Origin of the sequence: Verrucosispora sp. WMMA2044 (assembly GCF_027497155.1) — a bacterium.
GTDB classification, from domain to species: Bacteria; Actinomycetota; Actinomycetes; order Mycobacteriales; family Micromonosporaceae; genus Micromonospora; species Micromonospora palythoicola.
The window spans coordinates 304,114-324,813 of the sequence record NZ_CP114913.1 but is presented as its reverse complement, the minus strand read 5'-3'; the positions used below and the strand labels follow the sequence as shown (position 1 = coordinate 324,813).

At 70.8% G+C, this 20,700-nt stretch carries 19 protein-coding genes; 13 read left to right on the top strand and 6 right to left on the bottom strand.

Annotation, left to right across the window (positions count from 1 at the left end; all coding sequences use genetic code 11):
- The first annotated feature begins 17 nt into the window (after nucleotides 1-17).
- From O3597_RS01530 to O3597_RS01510, 5 genes are all read left to right on the top strand, one after another.
- Nucleotides 18-1,460 carry a metallopeptidase TldD-related protein gene (locus O3597_RS01530; RefSeq protein WP_281604443.1) on the top strand — a complete coding sequence of 481 codons (1,443 nt, stop codon included), beginning with the start codon at nucleotides 18-20 and terminating at the stop codon, nucleotides 1,458-1,460.
- A 259-nt stretch (nucleotides 1,461-1,719) separates the two neighbouring features.
- The gene (locus tag O3597_RS01525) at nucleotides 1,720-2,526 is read left to right on the top strand and encodes a hypothetical protein (protein ID WP_164447768.1); all 807 of its coding nucleotides are present in this window, start codon (nucleotides 1,720-1,722) and stop codon (nucleotides 2,524-2,526) included.
- Nucleotides 2,527-2,537: 11 nt separating this feature from the next.
- Nucleotides 2,538-4,499, top strand: coding sequence for a fumarate reductase/succinate dehydrogenase flavoprotein subunit (locus O3597_RS01520; RefSeq protein WP_281603068.1), 1,962 nt, complete (start codon nucleotides 2,538-2,540; stop codon nucleotides 4,497-4,499).
- A 3-nt stretch (nucleotides 4,500-4,502) separates the two neighbouring features.
- Complete coding sequence (locus tag O3597_RS01515; protein ID WP_164447770.1) at nucleotides 4,503-5,606, top strand: succinate dehydrogenase/fumarate reductase iron-sulfur subunit; 1,104 nt, start codon at nucleotides 4,503-4,505, stop codon at nucleotides 5,604-5,606.
- A 188-nt stretch (nucleotides 5,607-5,794) separates the two neighbouring features.
- Nucleotides 5,795-6,673 carry a hypothetical protein gene (locus O3597_RS01510; protein ID WP_281603067.1) on the top strand — a complete coding sequence of 293 codons (879 nt, stop codon included), beginning with the start codon at nucleotides 5,795-5,797 and terminating at the stop codon, nucleotides 6,671-6,673.
- Between the two features lie 86 nt (nucleotides 6,674-6,759).
- On the opposite strand, the gene O3597_RS01505 is transcribed toward O3597_RS01510, so the two are convergent.
- Complete coding sequence (locus O3597_RS01505) at nucleotides 6,760-7,200, bottom strand: (deoxy)nucleoside triphosphate pyrophosphohydrolase (protein WP_281603066.1); 441 nt, start codon at nucleotides 7,198-7,200, stop codon at nucleotides 6,760-6,762.
- Nucleotides 7,201-7,383: 183 nt separating this feature from the next.
- Between O3597_RS01505 and O3597_RS01500 the strand changes: the two genes are divergently transcribed.
- The 4 genes from O3597_RS01500 to O3597_RS01485 all read left to right on the top strand — a co-directional run bounded on the left by O3597_RS01500 (nucleotide 7,384) and on the right by O3597_RS01485 (nucleotide 9,873).
- Nucleotides 7,384-7,689: a 4a-hydroxytetrahydrobiopterin dehydratase gene (locus O3597_RS01500; RefSeq protein ID WP_164447772.1), complete on the top strand. Its 306-nt coding sequence runs from the start codon at nucleotides 7,384-7,386 to the stop codon at nucleotides 7,687-7,689.
- Between the two features lie 39 nt (nucleotides 7,690-7,728).
- Nucleotides 7,729-8,091 (top strand): PH domain-containing protein, encoded by a 363-nt coding sequence (locus O3597_RS01495; protein ID WP_093405480.1) that lies wholly within the window; start codon nucleotides 7,729-7,731, stop codon nucleotides 8,089-8,091.
- 236 nt (nucleotides 8,092-8,327) lie between these two features.
- On the top strand, nucleotides 8,328-9,062 hold the full coding sequence (locus tag O3597_RS01490; protein ID WP_164447773.1) for a class I SAM-dependent methyltransferase: 735 nt from the start codon (nucleotides 8,328-8,330) through the stop codon (nucleotides 9,060-9,062).
- A 79-nt stretch (nucleotides 9,063-9,141) separates the two neighbouring features.
- Nucleotides 9,142-9,873 carry an ElyC/SanA/YdcF family protein gene (locus tag O3597_RS01485; protein WP_281604442.1) on the top strand — a complete coding sequence of 244 codons (732 nt, stop codon included), beginning with the start codon at nucleotides 9,142-9,144 and terminating at the stop codon, nucleotides 9,871-9,873.
- A gap of 22 nt (nucleotides 9,874-9,895) precedes the next feature.
- Here the strand turns inward: O3597_RS01485 and O3597_RS01480 are convergent, their stop codons facing one another.
- The 5 genes from O3597_RS01480 to O3597_RS01460 form a co-directional block, all read right to left on the bottom strand.
- Nucleotides 9,896-10,768: an LPXTG cell wall anchor domain-containing protein gene (locus O3597_RS01480; protein WP_281603065.1), complete on the bottom strand. Its 873-nt coding sequence runs from the start codon at nucleotides 10,766-10,768 to the stop codon at nucleotides 9,896-9,898.
- Between the two features lie 160 nt (nucleotides 10,769-10,928).
- Complete coding sequence (locus tag O3597_RS01475; protein WP_281603064.1) at nucleotides 10,929-11,297, bottom strand: hypothetical protein; 369 nt, start codon at nucleotides 11,295-11,297, stop codon at nucleotides 10,929-10,931.
- A gap of 41 nt (nucleotides 11,298-11,338) precedes the next feature.
- Entirely contained in the window at nucleotides 11,339-12,424 is a 1,086-nt protein-coding gene (gene ychF / locus O3597_RS01470; RefSeq protein WP_164447776.1) for a redox-regulated ATPase YchF, read from the bottom strand.
- A gap of 76 nt (nucleotides 12,425-12,500) precedes the next feature.
- Entirely contained in the window at nucleotides 12,501-13,502 is a 1,002-nt protein-coding gene (locus O3597_RS01465) for a hypothetical protein (protein ID WP_281603063.1), read from the bottom strand.
- Nucleotides 13,503-13,804: 302 nt separating this feature from the next.
- Nucleotides 13,805-14,290, bottom strand: a complete 486-nt coding sequence (locus tag O3597_RS01460; protein ID WP_281603062.1) for a hypothetical protein — start codon at nucleotides 14,288-14,290, stop codon at nucleotides 13,805-13,807.
- A gap of 149 nt (nucleotides 14,291-14,439) precedes the next feature.
- Here O3597_RS01460 and O3597_RS01455 point away from each other — a divergent pair, with 149 nt between their 5' ends.
- The 4 genes from O3597_RS01455 to O3597_RS01440 all read left to right on the top strand — a co-directional run bounded on the left by O3597_RS01455 (nucleotide 14,440) and on the right by O3597_RS01440 (nucleotide 20,691).
- Nucleotides 14,440-15,921 (top strand): AlkA N-terminal domain-containing protein, encoded by a 1,482-nt coding sequence (locus tag O3597_RS01455; protein WP_281603061.1) that lies wholly within the window; start codon nucleotides 14,440-14,442, stop codon nucleotides 15,919-15,921.
- A 90-nt stretch (nucleotides 15,922-16,011) separates the two neighbouring features.
- Nucleotides 16,012-16,536 carry a methylated-DNA--[protein]-cysteine S-methyltransferase gene (locus tag O3597_RS01450; protein WP_281603060.1) on the top strand — a complete coding sequence of 175 codons (525 nt, stop codon included), beginning with the start codon at nucleotides 16,012-16,014 and terminating at the stop codon, nucleotides 16,534-16,536.
- Between the two features lie 430 nt (nucleotides 16,537-16,966).
- Nucleotides 16,967-18,817, top strand: a complete 1,851-nt coding sequence (locus tag O3597_RS01445; RefSeq protein ID WP_281603059.1) for an ABC transporter ATP-binding protein — start codon at nucleotides 16,967-16,969, stop codon at nucleotides 18,815-18,817.
- Entirely contained in the window at nucleotides 18,814-20,691 is a 1,878-nt protein-coding gene (locus O3597_RS01440) for an ABC transporter ATP-binding protein (protein WP_281603058.1), read from the top strand. The genes O3597_RS01445 and O3597_RS01440 overlap by 4 nt, the downstream gene beginning before the upstream one ends.
- The last annotated feature ends 9 nt before the right edge of the window (nucleotides 20,692-20,700 follow it).

The following is a 20,700-nucleotide window of genomic DNA, read 5'->3' as shown; positions in this document are numbered from 1 at the left end:
GAGACGGCGTGAGTGGCGTGCCGGTGCGAGCCGGTGACGACGAGTTGGACATCGCCGGCCGGGTGGTGGATCTGGTCACCCGGCTGGCCGGGCCGGCCGCGCAGGCGGAGGTGACGGTGACCCGGGCCGAGTCGGCGTTGACCCGGTTCGCCAACTCGGCGATCCACCAGAACGTGGTCGCGTCCGCCGTGGACGTTCGGCTGCGGGTCCACCTGGCCGGGCGTACCGCCGCCGGCAGCGGGAACGTGGTCACCGCCGACGGGCTGCGCGCGTTGGTGGAGCGGGTGCTGACGGCGGCCCGGTTCACCCCACCGGATCCGGCCTGGCCGGGACTCACCCCCGCGACACCGGTGGCGCCCGCGCCGGAATGGGATCCGGCGACCGCCCACGCCGGGCCGGACCAGCGGGCCGCCCTGGTCCAGGCGTTCGTGGACGCGGCGGCCGGGTTGGTGACCGCCGGCTACTGCCGCACGGGTCACCGGTTCACGGCCTTCGCCAACTCTGCCGGTCACTCGACCCAGGGGCAGGCGGCCGAGGCGGCGATGGACGGAATCGCCCGGGCCGGCGGTGCGGACGGCACCGCCCGACAGCACGTCGACCGGGTCGCCGATCTCGACGGTGCCGGCCTGGGGCGGCGGGCCGCGGCGAAGGCCCGGGCGGCGGCCGACCCGGTCGAGCTGCCTCCCGGGCGCTACCCGGTGGTGTTGGAGCCGGCAGCCGTCGCGGACCTGCTACAGAATCTGGCCTGGTACGGCTTCAACGGCCGAAGGTACGCCGAACATCAGTCCTTCGCCGTCCCCGGCACGGTCCAGTTCGATCGCGCGGTGACCCTGGTCGACGATCCGTTGGCGGCCTCGGGGCTGCCGTTCGACCTGGAGGGCACGCCGACCGGGGCACTGACCCTGGTGGACGCGGGCACCACCAGGGCCGTCACCCACGACCGGCGCAGCGCCACCGAGCTGGGGGTCGCCTCGACCGGGCACGCCTGGGCCGGCGGTGCCACCTTCGGCCCGATCCCCCGCAACCTGCGCCTCGCTCCCGCCGGCACGACCGGCACCGCCGACCCGACGGGTGTTTCCCGGGCGGCGACCCGTGGCCCGGCAGCGGACGACGTGACGACGGGCGCGATCGGGGATCCGGACACCGCCGCCCTGGTCTCCCGGATGGAACGCGGCCTGCTGGTCAGCGACCTCTGGTACACCCGGGTCCTGGATCCGTTGAGCCTGGTCGTCACCGGCCTGACCCGCAACGGGCTGTGGCTGGTCGAGGACGGTCGGGTGACTCGGGCGGTCCGCGATCTGCGCTTCACCGAGTCGTACCCCAGGGCGCTCGCGCCCGGTGCGGTGCTGGAGTTGGGCCGGCGCGCGGTACGCCTGCCGGACCGGACGGACGGTGTCTGGTGGGAGGCGCCGTCGTTGCGGCTGGCCTCGTGGAACTTCACCGGCGGGGCGTCCGGCTGACCGTTTGTCGATCTTTTCCGCACGCTCGCATATCGATCTTGACGAGAGGCTTTCCAAAGTGCGGGACACACGGGACACTGCCTTGCGCGGACGGCCCGCCTAGATCGGCGTAACGTGTGTCACTTAGCTGCTCCGGTACGCCGGCGCGGTCGTTGGTGCGCGCATGACGCGACAGGCGGGTGCGGGTTCGCCCGGGTCCGCGTGCCGCCCGTAAGTGTTCCGCCGCCCGTGACAGGGCCCCGTCAGGGAGACGACGCGAATGACATCATCGGCAACGAAACCGCGGGGTGTGCGCGCACGCGCCGCCATCGCGGCGAAGACGTTGCGGACGGACCGTTGGTGGTTTGCCCCGCTGATCACGGTCATCGGGCTCAGTGCGTGGGTAGCGTACGCAACGGTCCGGGTCTTCATGCACAAGTGGTACTGGGTCGAGGACTACCACTACCTGACCCCGTTCTACTCGCCGTGCGTGACGGACCGGTGCCTGCCGGAGGCTTCCCACTTCGGGCAGTACCTGCCCGGCTGGTGGATCATCCCGGACGCCGCGTTCACCCTGCCGTTCCTGCTGCTGTTCCGGCTGACCTGCTACTACTACCGCAAGGCGTACTACCGGTCGTTCTGGCTGTCGCCGCCGGCCTGCGCGGTGCCCGACGGTCACGCCTCCTACGGCGGTGAGACCCGGTTCCCGCTGATCGTGCAGAACTCGCACCGGTACTTCTTCTACTTCGCCGCGATCATCTCGCTGATCAACACCTGGGACGCGATCCTGGCCTTCCACAGCCCCGAGGGCTTCGGTTTCGGGTTGGGCAACCTGATCCTGCTCGGCAACGTGGTCATGCTCTGGGCGTACACGATCTCCTGCCACTCCTGCCGGCACATCATCGGCGGGCGACTGAAGACCTTCTCCAAGCATCCCGTCCGCTACCGGGCCTGGGGCTACGTCTCCTGGCTGAACGTCCGGCACATGCAGCTCGCCTGGATCACACTCGGCACGCTGGCCCTGACCGACTTCTACGTCATGGCCGTCTCCGCTGAGTGGATCTCCGACCTGCGGTTCATCAACTGAGGGCCCCTGACATGACGACCACTACCACTCGCATCGAACGACACCACTACGACGTCGTCGTGATCGGGGCCGGCGGCGCCGGCCTGCGCGCGGCGATCGAGGCGCGGCTGGCCGGCAAGAAGACCGCCATCATCTCGAAGTCGCTGTTCGGCAAGGCGCACACGGTGATGGCCGAGGGCGGCGCCGCCGCGGCCATGGGCAACGTGAACAGCCGGGACAGCTGGCAGGTGCACTTCCGGGACACCATGCGCGGCGGCAAGTTCCTCAACAACTTCCGGATGGCGGAGCTGCACGCCAAGGAGTCGCCGCAGCGGATCTGGGAACTGGAGACCTACGGTGCGCTGTTCGACCGCACCAAGGACGGCAGGATCTCGCAGCGCAACTTCGGCGGCCACGAGTACCCCCGGCTGGCCCACGTCGGCGACCGGACCGGTCTCGAGCTGATCCGCACCCTCCAGCAGAAGATCGTCTCGTTGCAGCAGGAGGACAAGCGCGACCACGGTTCGTACGACGCGCGGATCAAGGTCTTCTCCGAGACCACCATCACCGAACTGCTGCTCGACGGCGACCGGGTCGCCGGCGCCTTCGGCTACTACCGCGAGTCCGGCGAGTTCGTCCTCTTCGAGGCACCCGCCGTGGTGCTCGCCACCGGTGGCGTCGGCCGGTCCTACAAGGTCACCTCCAACTCCTGGGAGTACACCGGGGACGGTCACGCGTTGGCGCTGCGGGCCGGGGCGGCTCTGATCAACATGGAGTTCCTCCAGTTCCACCCGACCGGCATGGTCTGGCCGCCGTCGGTGAAGGGCATCCTGGTCACCGAGTCGGTTCGCGGCGACGGTGGCATCCTGAAGAACTCCGAGGGCAAGCGGTTCATGTTCGACTACGTCCCCGACGTCTTCCGCAAGCAGTACGCGGAGACGCCCGAGGAGGCGGACCGCTGGTACGACGACCCGGACAACAACCGGCGTCCGCCGGAGCTGCTGCCCCGCGACGAGGTCGCCCGGGCGATCAACAGCGAGGTCAAGGCCGGTCGGGGTACGCCGGCCGGCGGCGTCTACCTGGACATCGCCTCCCGGCTGCCGGCCGAGGAGATCCGTCGTCGCCTGCCGTCGATGCACCACCAGTTCAAGGGGCTGGCCGACGTCGACATCACCAAGGAGCCGATGGAGGTCGGCCCGACCTGTCACTACGTGATGGGCGGCGTGGAGGTCGACCCGGACAGCGGCGCCGCGTACGGCGCGGTGCGCGGGTTGTTCGCCGCCGGGGAGGTCTCCGGCGGCATGCACGGCTCCAACCGGCTGGGCGGCAACTCCCTGTCCGACCTGCTGGTCTTCGGTAAGCGGGCGGGCGGCCACGCGGCCACCTACGTCGACCAGCTCACCGGCCGGCCCCGGGTGGCGGTGGCCGCGGTGGAGACCGCGGTGGAGACGGCCCTGGCACCGTTGCAGCGGGACACCGGCGAGAACCCGTACACCCTCCAGCAGGACCTCCAAGCGGTGATGGGGGATCTGGTCGGCATCATCCGGCGGGAGGCCGAGTTGGCGGACGCGCTGGTCCGCCTGGCGGAGCTGCGCGAGCGGGTGGCGAAGGTCAGCGCCTCCGGCGGTCGGCGGTACAACCCGGGCTGGCATCTGGCGCTGGACCTGCGCAACATGCTTGTCGTCTCGGAGTGCACCGCGAAGGCGGCGCTGGAGCGTCGCGAGTCGCGCGGCGGACACACCCGCGAGGACTTCCCCACCATGGATCCGCAGTGGCGGCGGGTCAACCTGGTCTGCTCGCTGGTGGGCGACACCGTCCGGCTGGAGCGCAAGCCGCTGCCGAAGATGCGCTCCGAACTGATCGGCCTGTTCGACCGCGCCGAGCTGGCCAAGTACCTCACCGACGAGGAGCTCACCGAGTTCGACGCCCTCGTCGCCGCCGATGCCGCTGCCGCTGACGCGGCCACCGACGCAGACGCCGAGAAGGAGCGCTGAGGAATGGGCACCCAAACGTCTGGAACGCCCGGCAAGCCGGGCGCCAAGCGCCAGTTCCGGATCTGGCGGGGTGACGCCGACGGCGGCGACCTGCGGGACTACACGGTCGAGGTCAACGAGGGCGAGGTGGTCCTCGACGTGATCCACCGGTTGCAGGCCACTGACGCGCCCGACCTGGCCTGCCGGTGGAACTGCAAGGCCGGCAAGTGCGGCTCCTGCTCCATGGAGATCAACGGGATGCCCAAGCTCGGCTGCATGACCCGGATGTCGACGTTCGAGGAGAACGAGACGATCACGGTGACCCCGCTGCGGACGTTTCCGGTCATCCGCGACCTAGTCACCGACGTGTCGTTCAACTACGAGAAGGCGCGGGAGACGCCCGCCTTCGCTCCCCCGGCCGATCTGGCTCCCGGCGACTACCGGATGCAGCAGGTCGACGTGGAGCGCTCGCAGGAGTTCCGCAAGTGCATCGAGTGCTTCCTGTGCCAGAACGTCTGCCACGTGATCCGGGACCACGACGAGAACAAGCAGGCGTTCTCCGGACCGCGGTACTTCATCCGCGCCGCGGAGCTGGACATGCACCCGCTGGACACCAGGACCGACCGCAAGGACTACGCGCAGACCGAGCAGGGTCTGGGTTTTTGCAACATCACCAAGTGCTGCACCGAGGTCTGCCCCGAGCACATCAAGATCACCGACAACGGGATCATCCCCATGAAGGAACGGGTCGTCGACCGCAGGTACGATCCACTCGTGTGGCTCGGTAGCAAGATCTTCCGGAGGGGTCAGGTGCCTCAGACCAGCGTGACCAGCGGACACTCCCCGGGCGCGGTGCGCTCCAGCGCCGCGGGCGGCGGTGTGCACTCACACGCCGGCGGCTCCCACGACGCCCAGGCCGAGGTGCAGGCCCAGCAGGGCGTCAACTGGCACCGCGAGGTGCCCCACCCGACCGCCCCGGCGGTCGACGCCAGCGGCAAGCTCCCCCTCACGGAGCTAACCTTCGACCGCGCGGCGGCTCCGTCGCCCTTCGGCGACGACGTCACCTTCCCGCTCCCCCCCGAGCACCTGAACTTCGCCCACCCCGACCAGGACAAACCCAACCACTAACCTTCACCCGCACGCCCACCCGCGTTGATCATGAGGTTAGCGGCAGTAATCGATCTCCACGATGCCGCTAACCTCATGATCATCAGGGCTATCCACAGGGACTGCGGTGGGGCGGGGAGGTTCGCCAGCCTTGAGGGGTGGATCGTAAGGGGTGGATTCGGCGGGCTGGGGCCCAGCAGGACGGGCTCGTGCGCCGAGAGCAGGCGCTGAGGTACGGCTACACCCGGCACGAGGTCGACAACCTGGTCACCTCCGGGCGATGGCAGTCGCCGGCTCGGGCTATCTATCTCCCGCAGCCGGCCTGGGCGGTCAAGCCGTCCCGGCGTCAACAGGTCCGGGCCGCACTCTTGTCGCTGGGTCCGGCTGCCTACGCGGTCCACGGCACCGCTGCTGAACTACACGGCATTGCCGGCCTGCCCAGGTCCGACGAGATCCACGTCGGCCTGCCAGGGGCGGCCGCCAAGCGGGCGCGGGTCGGGCAACCAGACATCGTGCTGCACCAACTGGAACACCCGACAACGTCCCTGGTCAGCCTGGATGGGCTGCCCGCAACCGACGCCATCACCACAGTCGGCGACGTGATCCTGCGTGCGGGGCGGTACCCGGCCGTCTCGGTGCTGGACTCAGCGTTGAACCGAGGGCTGCTGGTCACAGACGACCTGACGTCGATCGCGCAGCGGATCAGGCGCCGGCGGGGTGCGATCGCGGCCCGCGGTTACCTCACGGAGGCGGATGGGCGGGCCCAGTCCCCGCTGGAGACCCGCGCCAGATTGCGCTGCGTCGACGGTCGGGTGCCACCCGACGCGTTACAGCTGGAGATACGCGACGACGACGGACACCTGCTCGGCATAGGCGACCTCGGCTGGCGCGCCCCCAAAGTGATCGCGGAGGCCGACGGCGAAGGACCGCACCGCCTTCCGGACGCGGTCTTCGCCGATCGCCGCCGCCAGAACCGTCTAGCCAACGCCGGTTGGACGATCCTCCGCTTCACCTGGCAGGACACCCTCGACCCCGCCTACATCCCCTGGATCGTCCGCCAAGCCCTCGCCACCTCCCGCCACCGTTGATCATGAGGTTAGCGGCATCGTGGAGATCGACAACTGCCGCTAACCTCATGATCAACGCGGGACGGTCGGGGGCGGGGGGCGGGGGGTCAGGAGGGGGAGAGGAGGGGGCGGAGGGCGGCGACTATGGGGGCGTCGGCGGGGAGCCAGGTGACGGTGTCCAGGTCGGTGGCGGAGAGCCAGCGTAGGGCGGAGTGTTCGAGGGGCTGGGGCTCGTCGTCGTGCAGGAGGCGGGCGGCGTACACCTTGAGGACCGAGCGGCCGTGCGCCATCCGGACGTCACGGCCGATCCGCGCACCGATCTCCACGCGTACGGCCAGTTCCTCGACGCACTCGCGGGCCAGCGCCGCCGGCTCGGTCTCACCCGGCTCCACCTTGCCGCCGGGGAACTCCCACATGCCCGCCACCTCGGGCGGGGCGGATCTGGCGCAGGCCAGCACCCGTCCGTCCCTGATGATGGCCGCTCCGACGATCACCTTCGGATCGCGCCGTACAGCGTTTCCGCCGCCGTTCGCCCGTTCGGTCCGCACGGCCGTCCAGAGTGCCAGATCAATCGGCGGTTTGGGTAGCTTGGTCGTCCGTCAGGCCAGGAATACCCGGAAGTGTGGGCGTGGACACACCCTCCGTGCGACGTAAGACTAGGAGCACCGACAAAGACACGGGGCGGCGACGATTTGGCCACAAGCCGGCAACGAAGCCTGGGAGGAGCGGTGATGCGTGCGCTGTTCGGCGGTCGGACGAAGCACGACTACCTCAGCGACGCCCTCACCCTACTGTCCGGTTGGACGCGCGAGGGTGAGCAGATCCGACGGACTCTCGTCATCGACGACACGCAACACGCGGCGCTCACCGAGCGGGTGAAGGTGGTCGCCGACGCACTGCATCTGCGCCCGGAGATCAGCCGGCGCGCCGATCACACCCAGATCCGGGTCGGGCACGGCAACGAGCCCCTCTCCGAGGGCGAGGTCCTGCTGGCCGCCCGCATCGAGGACGCCTACCGCGCGGTCACCGAGAGCTGACGGTGCGTTCGCTGGCGGACGCTGCCTAAGGTGGGCGTCATGGCCAACGCGACCTATGACCGCAAGGAACAGTTCCAGCAGATCCAGAGCGGCCTGCTCGACGGTGAACAGATCATCGCCGTCTACGACGCCGTCGGCACCGGCACCGGGTTCATCGGGCTGACCGACCGGCGCGTCATCATCCAGGACCGCTCGTTCGTCGGCAAGAAGTACGCGATCACCAGCATCCCGTACTCGAAGATCACCAGCGTGAGCGTGGTCAGCAACAAGTCCTGGGGTGGCTCGTTCTTCTCCACCGGCGCGATCGCCATCCACGTCGGTACGCACACCTACGAGGTGGAGTTCCGGGGCGACCAGAAAAGCCACCACGTCCACAACGTGATCCTGCACTACATCAGCTGACCGACTTCCCGGGCCGCGCAGCGGATCAGCATCCCGGTGAATTTCAGTTGCCGCCGGCCATCGATGCCGATTGACTCACGAACCAACCGAACGAAGGGAGCGACGACATGAGGCACAGCACGACGCCCAGGCAGCGAACAGGCATCGTCAACCCCATCGAATCGAGGCTTCGTGCGTACGTGGGAATCATCGGACAAGGCGCCGTGCGGCGCCGGTAGCAACGACGGAGGCCGCTGATGTCGGTCTTCGACGACCCGGGACACTTCGGCCGGCTCTGGGCCGACACCTATGACCTGCCGGGCGGCCTACCCGACCCGGCACCGGCGGTGGAGTTCCTCGCCGAACTGGCCGGCGACGGCCCGGCGCTGGAACTGGCCATCGGCACCGGTCGGGTCGCCCTTCCCCTGGCCGAGCGCGGGATCGCCGTGGAGGGGGTCGAGGCGTCGCCGGAAATGGTCGCGAAGATGCGGGCCAAGCCCGGTGGTGGCGACATCCCGGTGGCCATCGGCGACATGGCGGACGTGCCGGTGACCGGCCCGTACACCATGGCGTACCTGGTCTTCAACACCCTGTTCAACCTGGTACGCGCCCGGCGCCAGGCGGACTGCTTCCGGAACGTGGCCCGCGTGCTCGCGCCTGGCGGCGCGTTCGTCATCGAGACGTTCGTGCCCGACCCGGCGGACTTCGACCGCGACGAACAGGTCCAGATACGGGAGGTGACCGAGGACTCGGCCACCATCCGCCTGCACCGGTACGACCGGGAGGCGCAGACGTTCCTCCGGCAGACCATCACGTTCCACTCCGCCGGGGTGCACCTGCACCCGTTCGCGATGCGTTACCTGTGGCCCGAGCAGATCGACGAGCTGGCGGAGCAGGCCGGTCTCCGGCTCACCGAGCGGTACGCCGACTGGGACCGGTCACCCTCCGGCCCGGACAGCACCGCACACATCTCCGTGTACCGGCTCGGGTGATCCACCGCGCGGGTGCGACGGTCCGGCCGTCGTACCCGCGCCACAGCGCTCACTGAACGGCTCGCGCCGGGCTGGGATACTGGCCTGCATGCCGATCCGTGCGTCACTGACGGCCAGACTTCGACAGATCCGGGACCGAGGCCGTGGGCGTTGGCTACGCCGGGCGGCGCTCGCCGGAGCGTTCGGTGTGGCGCTGCTGACGGCCGGCGTGTGGGCGAGCGCGAGTTGGATCCGCTCCGGCGCACAGGGGCGCACCTATCCGGTCGCGACGGTGCCCGAGGCACCGGTCGCCCTGGTGCTGGGTACCCGGGTCCAGCCCGACGGCACGCCGGCACCGTTCCTCGCCGCCCGGCTGGAGATCGCTCGCGAGCTGTACGTCACCGGCAAGGTGCGGGCGATCCTGGTCTCCGGCGACAACATGCGCCACGACTACAACGAGCCTGAGGCGATGCAGCGCTGGCTGGTCGAGCAGGGTGTGCCGGCCGACAAGGTGGTGCTCGATCACGCCGGCTTCGACACGTACGACTCGTGCGCCCGGGCGAAGCGGATCTTCGGGGTGGAGCGGGCGACGGTGGTGACCCAGCAGTTCCATCTGGCCCGCGCCGTCACGGTCTGCCGGCACCTCGGCATCGACGCCAACGGCGTCGGCGACGAGACCGCCCGGGAGCTGAGCCACCGCACCTGGCGGATCAGCTCCGCCCGGGAGTACGGTGCCGGTCTCAAGGCCGCGCTGGACGTGCTCTCCCGCCGCGACCCGGTGCATCTCGGCGAGCGGGAGACCGGCGTCGACGACGCCCTGCGCGCCGGCTGACACCGCCACCACGGCGGCGGGCCTACGCCACGAAGCGGGTACGGCGGCGACGGGCGATCAGGTAGGCGGCACCGCCGAGGAGCAACAGCAGTCCACCCACCGCGGCCACCGTCCCGGTCCGGGTGCCGGTAACCGGCAACCCGCCACCCTGACCGTCATCGTCGCCGGGTGCGCCCGGGCTGGCCGGAGGGGCGTCCGTCGGCGTAGCGGTGGGCGTGGCCGTCGGGGTCGCGGTGGGCGTAGCGGTCGGGGTCGGCGTCGGGGTGGTCTTCAGTACGACGCCGACGAAGCCGAGCGGGTTCGGCGGCTCCAGACCGACCAGCGGTGCCGACGGGGCGGCCAGCGTCAGCGGGCCACCGGTGCCCCGGACCGCACTTGTGCCCTGCCCGGCCCAGTCGTCGGCCAGCTTCTGGATGCCGCCGAGCCGGTCGACGTACTCCTTGCTGCGCCAGAAGTGGATGAGCGACGAGATGTTCTCCGGGCGGGCGTCCGGCTTGGTGGAGATGCCGGCGCCCAGCGCCGCCAGGCTCGCGCCCGGGGCAAGCTCGACGTCGAACTCGCACCAGGCCGACTCCTGGTTGCTGTCGACGCCGTACCAGCAGTTCTCGTACGTCTTCGTGAAGTCCAGGTCGTTGAGGATCCGGACATGCACGACCAGACCGTCGACCGGTGCGTCCCCCTTGTTGGTGACGCCGATCAGGGCGGGCACGTCCTCACCCTGACCAACCAGGTAGCCCCGGCGGCCGTCGGTCGGCGGCTGCTGCTCGGTGCCGGCCGCGAGCTTCGCCGAGTCGGGCGCCGGCTGGGCCGGAGCGGCAGCGGCGGGCGCGGCGGCGAGGCCGGCCGCGAGGAGTGCGGCGCTGACAGCGCACAGGGCAGAACGAGGCGTGGTCAAGGGAACCCCCGTGAATCTCCGTCGATGACCGCGTCACGCTACACGAGCCGGGTCACGCCGCGCAGACCGTCAGCGGTCCATCTCGGAAGGACCGGTCGACGGACGCGGTCATGGACCGGCCTAAATGTTGACGCGAAACTCGGTGCGGTGGGCCGCGGCGCTATCGACCCGCTGCGGAACCCACCAGACAGACGGCGGCAGCGAGCAGCACGAAGACCGGAGTGGCGGCGAGCAGCCCGACCCATCGGGCTGGGCGCTGCGGTCGTCGCGCACTGATCAGCCCGAGCATCACCAGGCTGACCACGAGCGCCAGCAGCAGCGCCGGAGCCCCGACGAAGAGTCCCGCCATGAGCACACCAGCACGCGGCGACGCGCAGAAGGTGTCCTGGCAGTCCGGGTCAGGCACGCCGGACTGGTTGTACGCGAGCAGGAAGAAGGCACCCACCGCCACCGCGTACCACACGATCAGGTGCAGCAGGGCGAGGCCGGGGTTGGTCTTCCAGGGCTCCTCCGGCGTGAACATCGGCACCTGCCGAGTGTCCCGCCTCGCTGCGGCGCCCGCTGCCCGCCTCAGACGTTGAAGCGGAACTCGACCACGTCGCCGTCCTGCATCACGTACTCCTTGCCCTCGATGCGGACCTTGCCCGCCGCCTTCGCCGCAGCCATCGAACCGGCCTCGACCAGGTCGGTGTAGGAGACCACCTCGGCCTTGATGAAGCCGCGCTGGAAGTCGGAGTGGATCACCCCGGCGGCCTCCGGGGCGGTCGCGCCGATCGGCACGGTCCAGGCCCGCGCCTCCTTGGGGCCGGCGGTGAGGTACGTCTGGAGGCCGAGGGTGCGGAATCCCACCCGGACCAGTTGGTCCAGCCCGGGCTCGGACTGCCCGATCGACTCCAGCAGCTCCCGGGCCTCCTCCTCGGGCAGGTCCACCAACTCGGACTCGATCTTGGCATCCATGAAGACCGCCTCGGCCGGTGCCACCAGCGCCCGGAGTTCGTCGAGGAACTGGGGGTTGTTCAGCTCGGCCTCGTCGACGTTGAAGACGTAGAGGAACGGCTTGGTGGTGAGCAGGTGCAGCTCGCGCAGGTGCTCCAGCTCGATGTTGGCTGCCGCCGCACCGGCGTAGAGGGTGGTGCCGTTGTCCAGCACCTCGACCGCGGCCTTCGCGGCGGCCACCGCGGCGGCCCGGTCCTTGCGGAGTTTGGCCTCCTTCTCCAGCCTGGGCAGCGCCTTCTCCAGCGTCTGGAGGTCGGCGAGGATCAGCTCGGTGTTGATCGTCTCGATGTCGTCGGCCGGCGAGACCTTGCCGTCGACGTGCACCACGTTCGGGTCGGAGAAGGCCCGCACCACCTGGCAGATCGCGGCGGCGTCACGGATGTTGGCCAGGAAGGCGTTGCCCCGCCCCTGACCCTTCGAGGCGCCGCGCACCAGGCCGGCGATGTCGACGAACGACACCGGGGCGGGGATCACCTTCTGCGAGCTGAAGATCTCGGCGAGCTTGTGCAGCCGCTCGTCCGGCAGCCCGACCACGCCGACGTTGGGCTCGATGGTCGCGAACGGGTAGTTCGCGGCGAGCACGTCGTTCTTGGTCAACGCGTTGAACAGGGTGCTCTTGCCGACGTTGGGCAGGCCGACGATGCCGATGGTGAGACTCACGACGAGCCAGCTTACGCGCTCCGCCGTAGAACCTGGGCAGGCAGCCCCGGCGCGGCCGACGCAGGGCGCGCGATGGTCAGGAGCCGGTCCTGACCAGCCGGAGTTGGTCGATCACCGTGGTGGCCAGCCTCTCGTCGCCGGCGGAAAGGGGAAGGTGCCGCAACGTCAGTCGGTGGGCGCCGGCGGTGAGCCGGACCGTGCCGTGCGACGTCCAGCCGGTCAGCCGGTACCGGGCTGCCGACTCGGCGAACTCGCCAACCGGCCGATCATCGACGAGGTACATCGTTCTCCCCGCGTTCGGCCCGAGCAGGCGAACGTCGAACAGCTCGTAGTCGCCGCCCTCGGCAACGGTGACCGTGACGGTGAATGAATCGTACGGTCGGGCGAAGAAACCCAGTGCGTACCCTTCGGTATAGCCGTAGTGGCAGCAGTCGTTGGTGACCCACAGCTCGCAGGCCCGCCCGTCACATGCCGGGCGGGCCGGCGCCCCGCCGACCGTCACCGTCGTCGCGGGCTCATCGACCAACGCCTCCATATTGAGAGTCACCACGACGCTGGTGGACGGGCTGACCGACGGGGTTGCCGGCGAGGTAGCCGGCGGGCTGACCGGCTGCGCGGCCGCGGGCACGCGGCCCGGGCGAAACAGGGACACTCCGACGGCCAGCAACGCAACCGCGAGAACCGCCGCTCCGACCGTGGCGAGAAGCCACCGCCGTCGGCGCGGCCGCTCGGCCGGCCGGCGCACCTCGACAACCACCCGGCCACTGAACCGGGAACTCTCCTCCGGGGGCGAATCGGCCGAGGAGACCGACGCACGCACCTCGTACCTGCCGGCCGGCACCTCGGCCGGCACGTTCACCGTCACCAGGTACGAGACGGTGCTGTTGGCAGGGACGGCGCGCTGTGGTCGGTCGACGGTGAACCACGACGGTGACACACCGTCGTCGGGGGCGAGGCGCAGCACCGCAGTGTCCGGTGTCACACCGGGATTGGACACCGTGAAGACGATCTCGCCGTGCCCGGCCTGATCGAGGGTGAGGTGTGCGCCGACCGCGTCGACCGTCCAGGCTGTGGTCATGAATCGACTCCGAAGAAGTCCGACAATCGTGGGTGCCTGAACTGTAGAAGAAAGAGCCACCGAAGTTGCGGCCAGAGTCACATGAACGACCGCCAATTCGACTCCGAGGGCTCCACCTCGACATTTATGCAACTGACCGGGAATGGACAACCAGCCTGTCGGATCAACTACCTGTTTCGTACCGCCGGGACCGCTGGACATCAAAACAAGCGACCGGCGGGAGTTCAGATGAAGATTGTGACGGAAACCGCGACACACGAGATCGCCCGCGCTGCCGTTCCCGTCGGGAGCCGGTGGCGGCGTCAGTCCCGCTCGGCTGGTGCAGGCTGGCGCGGTGGCCCGCTACCCGCCCAGGGCGACACCCGTGGCGCGAGTTCACCCGCTGCGGCGAGTGGCAGCGAGAACCGGTCGGCGGCCACCGGGCTGGCCGCGTACGACTCACGCAGCATCCAGTGGACCTCGTCGGCCGTCCAGCCCAGCGTCGGCCGGGCCGCGATCTCCCGGAGCAGCCGCCGTGCGGCACGGGTGTCGTCGTCGTAGAAGCGCATGCACCAGTGGTGCACCCACATCCCGAGCGCGCGCACCCCGTCCGGTTCGAGCGAGCCCACCAGCCGGCCGCAGGCGGTGTCGCCGAAGGCGCGACCGGGGTCGTCGGCGCGGTCCCGCTCGATGGCACCGACCGCGGCCGGAGCCACGGCGCGCATCCGCCGATAGAAGCCCTCGACGACTGTCGGGTCGGGTGCTGGGTGCTCGTGTCCCGACGCCGCCCGACCCGCCACGCTCACCATTGCCGCACCCTTCTGGAGTTGGTGGCCGCACGCTACCCACCACAACCGACAGTTCTCCTCCCCCTGCCCGTCCCGCCCAGCCGAGTGACGGAGGGTGTGGTCCGAATTCCGCGAGCCGGGTGGGTGGTGGCAGGCGCATCATCGGTGACGTGGAACTGGACTTCGAGCGGTGCTACCGGGCTGTCGACAGCCGTGACCAGCGGTTCGACGGCTGGTTCTACACCGGCGTGACCTCGACCGGGATCTACTGCCGGCCGTCCTGTCCGGCGATGACCCCCAAGCGGCGTAACGTGCGATTCTTCCCGTCGTCGGCGGCGGCCCAGCGGGCCGGGCTGCGCGCGTGCCGTCGCTGCCGCCCGGACGCCTCCCCCGGCTCACCCCAGTGGGACGTACGGGCCGACGTGGTGGGTCGGGCGATGCGACTGATCGCCGACGGCGTGGTCGACCGCGACGGCGTACCCGGGCTGGCCGCCCGGCTCGGCTACACCGAACGGCACCTGCACCGGATGCTGCGGGCGGAACTCGGCGCGGGACCGTTGGCGCTGGCCAGGGCACAGCGCGCGCAGACCGCCCGCACCCTGATCGAGACGACCGGGCTGGGGCTGGCCGAGATAGCGTTCGCGGCCGGCTTTGGCAGCGTCCGGCAGTTCAACGACACCGTACGCGCGGTCTATGGCGCACCGCCGTCGCAGTTGCGCACCGGAAACGGCGCGCCGGTCGGCGGCGCGGGCACCGTCACCCTGCGGCTGGCGTACCGGCCGCCGCTGCACGCCGCCGCGCTGCTGGACTTCCTCGCCCGGCGCACGCTGCCCGGGGTCGACGAGGTGGTCGACGGGGCGTACCGGCGGGGGTTGCGGTTGCCGCACGGCCCCGGCGAGGCCACCCTGACTCCGGCGACCGACCACGTGGCGGCGACGCTGCGCCTGGCCGATCTGCGCGACCTGGCCCCCGCCGTGGCCCGGTGCCGGCGCCTGTTCGACCTGGACGCGGATCCGGTTGCCGTTGACCAGACGCTTGCCGCCGACCCCGCGCTGGCCGCGCCGGTGGCGGCCGAGCCCGGGGTACGCGTTCCCCGCGCGGTGGACGGCTTCGAGATGGCCGTTCGCGCCATCGCGACCCAGCAGGTCTCCCTGGCCTCCGCCCGCACCACCCTCACCCACCTGCTCGATCACACCGGCACCGTTGATCAAGGAGTTTCGGTCCCGGAGAGCGTCTCCGGACGACGCGAAGTTCTTGGTCCACCGGACGGGTCACTACGTGGGTTCGCCACCGCGGCGGAGGTGCTGGGGGTGCCGGATTCGGGGTTCCGGATGCCGGGTGGGCGGCGCGAGACGATCCGGGCGGTGGCGCGGGCGGTCGCGGCCGGTGAGCTTGACCTGGAGCCGGGTGGCGACCGGGAGGAGACGGTGCGGCGGCTGACCGCGATACCGGGCGTCGGCGCGTGGACCGCCGGCTACCTGGCCATGCGCGCGCTCGGCGACCCCGACACGTTTCTCCCCACCGACCTCGCGGTACGTCGCGGCGCCGCCGCCCTCGGCCTCACCGACAACCCCAAGACCCTCGACGAGTACGCCGGCCGCTGGCGTCCCTGGCGGTCGTACGCCGTCATCCGCCTCTGGCGATCGGCGTGAGCCCGGCCGCCGACCCCACCCGAACCCAACCGCCCGGCCAGGCCTCGGTCCCCCGGGCGGGCCAGCATCGATCCAGACCTGGAGCGCCGTATGAGCAGGACGAACACCACGAGCAGCATGATCGACAGCACGGTCGTCGACACCCCCGCCGGGCCGTTCACCGTACTCGTCGGCCCCGACGGCGCGGTGCGGGCGTCGGGTTTCACCGCGGACCCGGCGAACCTGCTGCCGCTCGTACACCCGAGTCTGGGCGGTGAGCCGCGACATCGGCCGGACCTCGGCCCGGTCAGCGCGGCCGTCGCCGACTACCTCGACGGCGACCTGGCCGCGATCGACGACGTTCCGGTGGAACAGCACACCGGCGGGGCGTTCATGGCACATGCCTGGCAGGTGTTGCGCGACGTCAAACCGGGCGCGCCGGTCACCTACACCGGGTACGCCGCCCTGGCCGGCCGGCCCATCGCGGTACGCGCCGCCGCCGCGGCCTGCGCCCGCAACGCCGCCGCGCTTTTCGTCCCCTGTCACCGGGTGCTGCGCACCGACGGCACGCTCGGCGGCTACCGCTGGGGGCTGCCGGTGAAACGCTGGCTCCTCGACCACGAGCGACCCGGCTAGTAGCGCACAGTCGGTAACCATCACGGGGTGCGACGACAACCGCCGGTCGCCCGCCGATCAAAGGTGTCCCACCCGCACGCTTTGCTCTGCTTCACTCCACGCAACAGACTACTGAGCAGCGGTGATGCGGCAACGGCACTTCGATCACGAAGCTGCCACCCGGTGCGGAGGGTAACCGTTGCGTGGGTTGAAGCAGAGCAAAGGGTGCCGGGGGTAGTAGGGCGGCGGACCGTGACGTACACGCAGCGTCAAGAACCAGCCGGGGAAAGGGCGGCGCCAGCGGGAGCAGGACCACAAGCAGCGGAGCAACGGCGAGCAGGGGGCAGTACGGCGAACGGCGGGACGGGGAGGGCGGCGACGGGGAGGGCGGCGAGGCAGCTGACAGCAAGCCGACAGCGGCGTTGCTGCCAGATGCGGCTACCGTCGGGTAGTGGCTGCGGGGAGCGGCGGCGTCCCGGCCGACCGGGGCGAGATCCGTCGACATCCCCTGCGCAACCTCTGGCGGCTGCGCCGCTACCTGCGTCCGCACGCGGGCGAGTTCGCTTGGCTGCTGCTGGCCGGGCTGGCCGCCACGGCCGCCGGGATCGCCGTACCTCTGGTCGCGCAGAAGGTGGTCGACGGGCCGGTGGCCCGGCGTGACCTGACCGGGCTGTTCCTGCTCGCCGGGCTGGCCCTGCTGCTCGGCCTGGCGGAAGCCCTGCTGATCTTCATCCGTCGATGGGTGCAGTCGTCGTCCTCGGTGGCGATGGAGGCGGCCATCCGCACCGACGTCTACGCCCACCTGCAACGGCTGTCGGCCAGTTTCCATGACCGGTGGCCGTCCGGCCAGTTGCTCTCCCGGATCACCAGCGACCTGTCGGTGCTGCGCCGGTTCCTCTCCTTCGGCCTGTTCTTCCTCGTCCTCAACGTGGTCACCTACCTGGTCGTGGTGGTGCTGCTGATCCGGTTGCACCCCGCGCTGGGCCTGCTGGTGGCCGCCAGCGCGGTGCCGCTGTTCCTGATCGCCCGCCGCTTCGGCCGGCACTACCACGTCGCCTCCCGCCGGATGCAGGACCAGCAGGGCGACGTGGCCACGCTTGTCGAGGAGACCGCGCAGGGCCTGCGCACGATGAAGGCGTACGGGCGGGGGCCGCAGCTGATCGACCGGTTCGCCGCCGCCACCGAGGCGCTGCACGACACCGGGGTCGGCAAGGGCCGGCTGCTCGCCCGCACCTCCGCGCTGCTCGACCTGGTGCCGAACCTGACCCTGGGCACGGTCCTGGTGGCCGGCGCCGCGGCGGTCGCCGGCGGACGGCTCACCATCGGTCAGCTCGTCGCCTTCGTCAGCCTCCAGCTCATGCTGATCTGGCCGGTGCAGTCGCTGGGCTGGATCATCGCCAACGGGCAGGAGGCGGCCACCGCCGCCGACCGGATCCAGGAGGTGCTCGACACCCGGCCGGCCATCGTCGACCCCCCGATCGCCGTCGCCCTGGCCCGCTCGACGGTCCGTGGTCGGCTCCGCTTCGAGGCGGTGACCTTCCGCTATCCGGGCAGCGCCGCCCCGGTGCTGCGCGGTCTCGATCTCACCGTCGAGCCCGGCGAGACGATGGCCGTGGTCGGTGCCACCGGCAGCGGCAAGAGCACCCTGTTGTCCCTGGTACCCCGGCTGCACGAGGTGGGCGCCGGCCGCATCACCCTCGACGGGCACGACCTGCGCGAACTGCGGCTGGACTCGCTGCGCGGTCTGGTCGGGGTCGCCTTCGAGGAGCCGACGCTGTTCTCCATGTCGGTGTGGGAGAACCTCACCCTGGGCCGGCCCGACGCCGACGAGGACGAGGTCCGGGCCGCCCTGGCACTGGCCCAGGCCGAGTTCGCCCACGACCTGCCGTGGGGGTTGCGTACCCGGCTCGGAGAGCAGGGCCTGTCGCTCTCCGGCGGCCAGCGGCAACGACTCGCCCTGGCCCGCGCGGTGCTGATCCGACCGGCTGTGCTCGTCCTCGACGATCCGCTCTCCGCGCTCGACGTGCACACCGAGGCGCTGGTGGAGTCGGCGCTCAGGCGGGTGCTGCGCGACACCACCGCGCTGCTGGTGGTGCACCGCCCCTCCACCATCGCCCTGGCCGACCGGGTCGCACTGCTGGAGCACGGCCGGATCACCGCCGTCGGCACCCACACCGAACTGCTCGACACCGTGCCCACCTACCGCGGGCTGCTCTGCGCCGAGCCGGCCGCGACGTCGATCGCCGGGACACCCACATCGGCCGATCCGACACCCGGCAGCTCTCCCCTGGTGCTCTCGTGACCGCCGCGTCAGCCGTACCGGATCCACCGCCCGAGGCGGACCCGGCCCACTGGCGAGGGGTGGCACCGGATCCGCACGCCGACCGCAGCCTCGCCGAGGACACCGACCCGGCGGCGGTGGCACGGCTGCGGACCCGCAGCCGCGCGCTGCTGGCGGACGTGCTGCGCCCGCACCGGGCCCGGCTGGGCACGGCGGTCGCGCTGCTGTTGACCCAGAACGCGGCGGCCATGTCCGGGCCGTACCTGGTCATGCTCGGCATCGACCGGGCGATCGAGCCGCTGCGGGCCGGCCAGCCCGGCCCGCTGATCACCGTGGCCGTCTCGTTCGCCGCCGCCGCCGGCATCGAGTACGCGGCCCGGCGCGGCTTCCTCTCCATCTCCGCCCGCATCGGCCAGGCCGTCCTGCTCGACCTGCGCCGCCGGGTGTACGCGCACTTCCTGCACCTGCCGGTGGCGTTCCACGAGCGGTACACGTCAGGGCGGATGATCTCGCGCCTGACCAGTGACATCGACTCGATAGCCGAGTTGGTGGACGGGGGTGTGGAGAGCCTGGTGATGGCCGCTCTGACGATCGTCTCGGTGGCCGGCATCCTGCTCTGGCTGGACCTGCCACTGGCGTCGGTGACCCTGCTCGCCTTCCCGCTGCTGTTTTGGCTGTCCCGCTGGTTCGCTCGGGCCTCGGCCTCGGCGTACCGACGTACCCGGGAGGCGATGGCGCTCGTCATCGTCCACTTCGTGGAGTCGATGCGGGGTATCCGGGCGGTGCAGGCGTACCGCCGCCAGGCCCGCAACCAGCACATCTTCGACTCGGTCAGCGACGACTACCGGCGGTCCAGCCGGCACGCGTTCCACCTGATCGCGACCTACTCACCGGGCATCAAGCTGATCGGCAACGTCACCGTCGCGGTGGTGCTCTGCTATGGCGGTGCCCGGGTGGTGGGCGGCGAGACCGGGGTCGGTGTGCTCGCCGCCTTCCTGCTCTACCTGCGTCGGTTCTTCGAGCCGATGCAGGAGTTGAGCCAGTTCTACAACTCGCTCCAGTCGGCGACGGCGGCGCTGGAGAAGCTCGCCGGGGTGCTCGACGAGCGGCCCTCGGTCGCCGAACCGACCCGACCTGTGCCGCTGCCCGACGGCCCCACCCGCGGCGCGGTCCGCTTCCACGCGGTGTCGTTCGGGTACCGCCCGGACTCGCCGATCCTCACCGAGCTGGACCTCACCGTTCCCGCCGGGCAGACCGTGGCCCTGATCGGGCCGACCGGCGCCGGCAAGTCCACCGTCGCCAAGCTGCTCGCCCGGTTCCACGACCCGGACACCGGCACGGTGACGCTCGGCGGTGTGGATCTGCGTGAGGTGGCCGACGCGGACCTGCGCCGGGCGATGGTGCTGGTCACCCAGGAGACCCACCTGTACGGCGGCACCATCGCGGACAACATCCGGTTCGGTCGCCCGGACGCCGACGACGACGCCGTCGAGGCCGCCGCCCGGGCGATCGGCGCGCACGACTTCATCTCGGCGCTGCCCGACGGGTACGCCACCCAGGTGCACCGGCGCGGTGGCCGGCTCTCCGCCGGACAGCGGCAGTTGGTCGCCTTCGCCCGGGCGTTCCTGGCCGACCCGGCGGTGCTGATCCTCGACGAGGCCACCTCGTCGCTCGACGTGCCGACCGAACGTCTGGTGCAGCACGCGCTCGGCAGCATCCTGCGGGACCGGACCGCGCTGGTGATCGCGCACCGGCTCTCCACGGTGGAGACCGCCGACCGGGTGCTGGTCCTCGACCAGGGCCGGATCGTCGAGGACGGGCCGCCGGCCGAGCTGATCGCGGGTGGGGGCCGGTACGCCGACCTGCACCGTCAGTGGCGTGACTCGCTGCTCTGACCCGTTCGT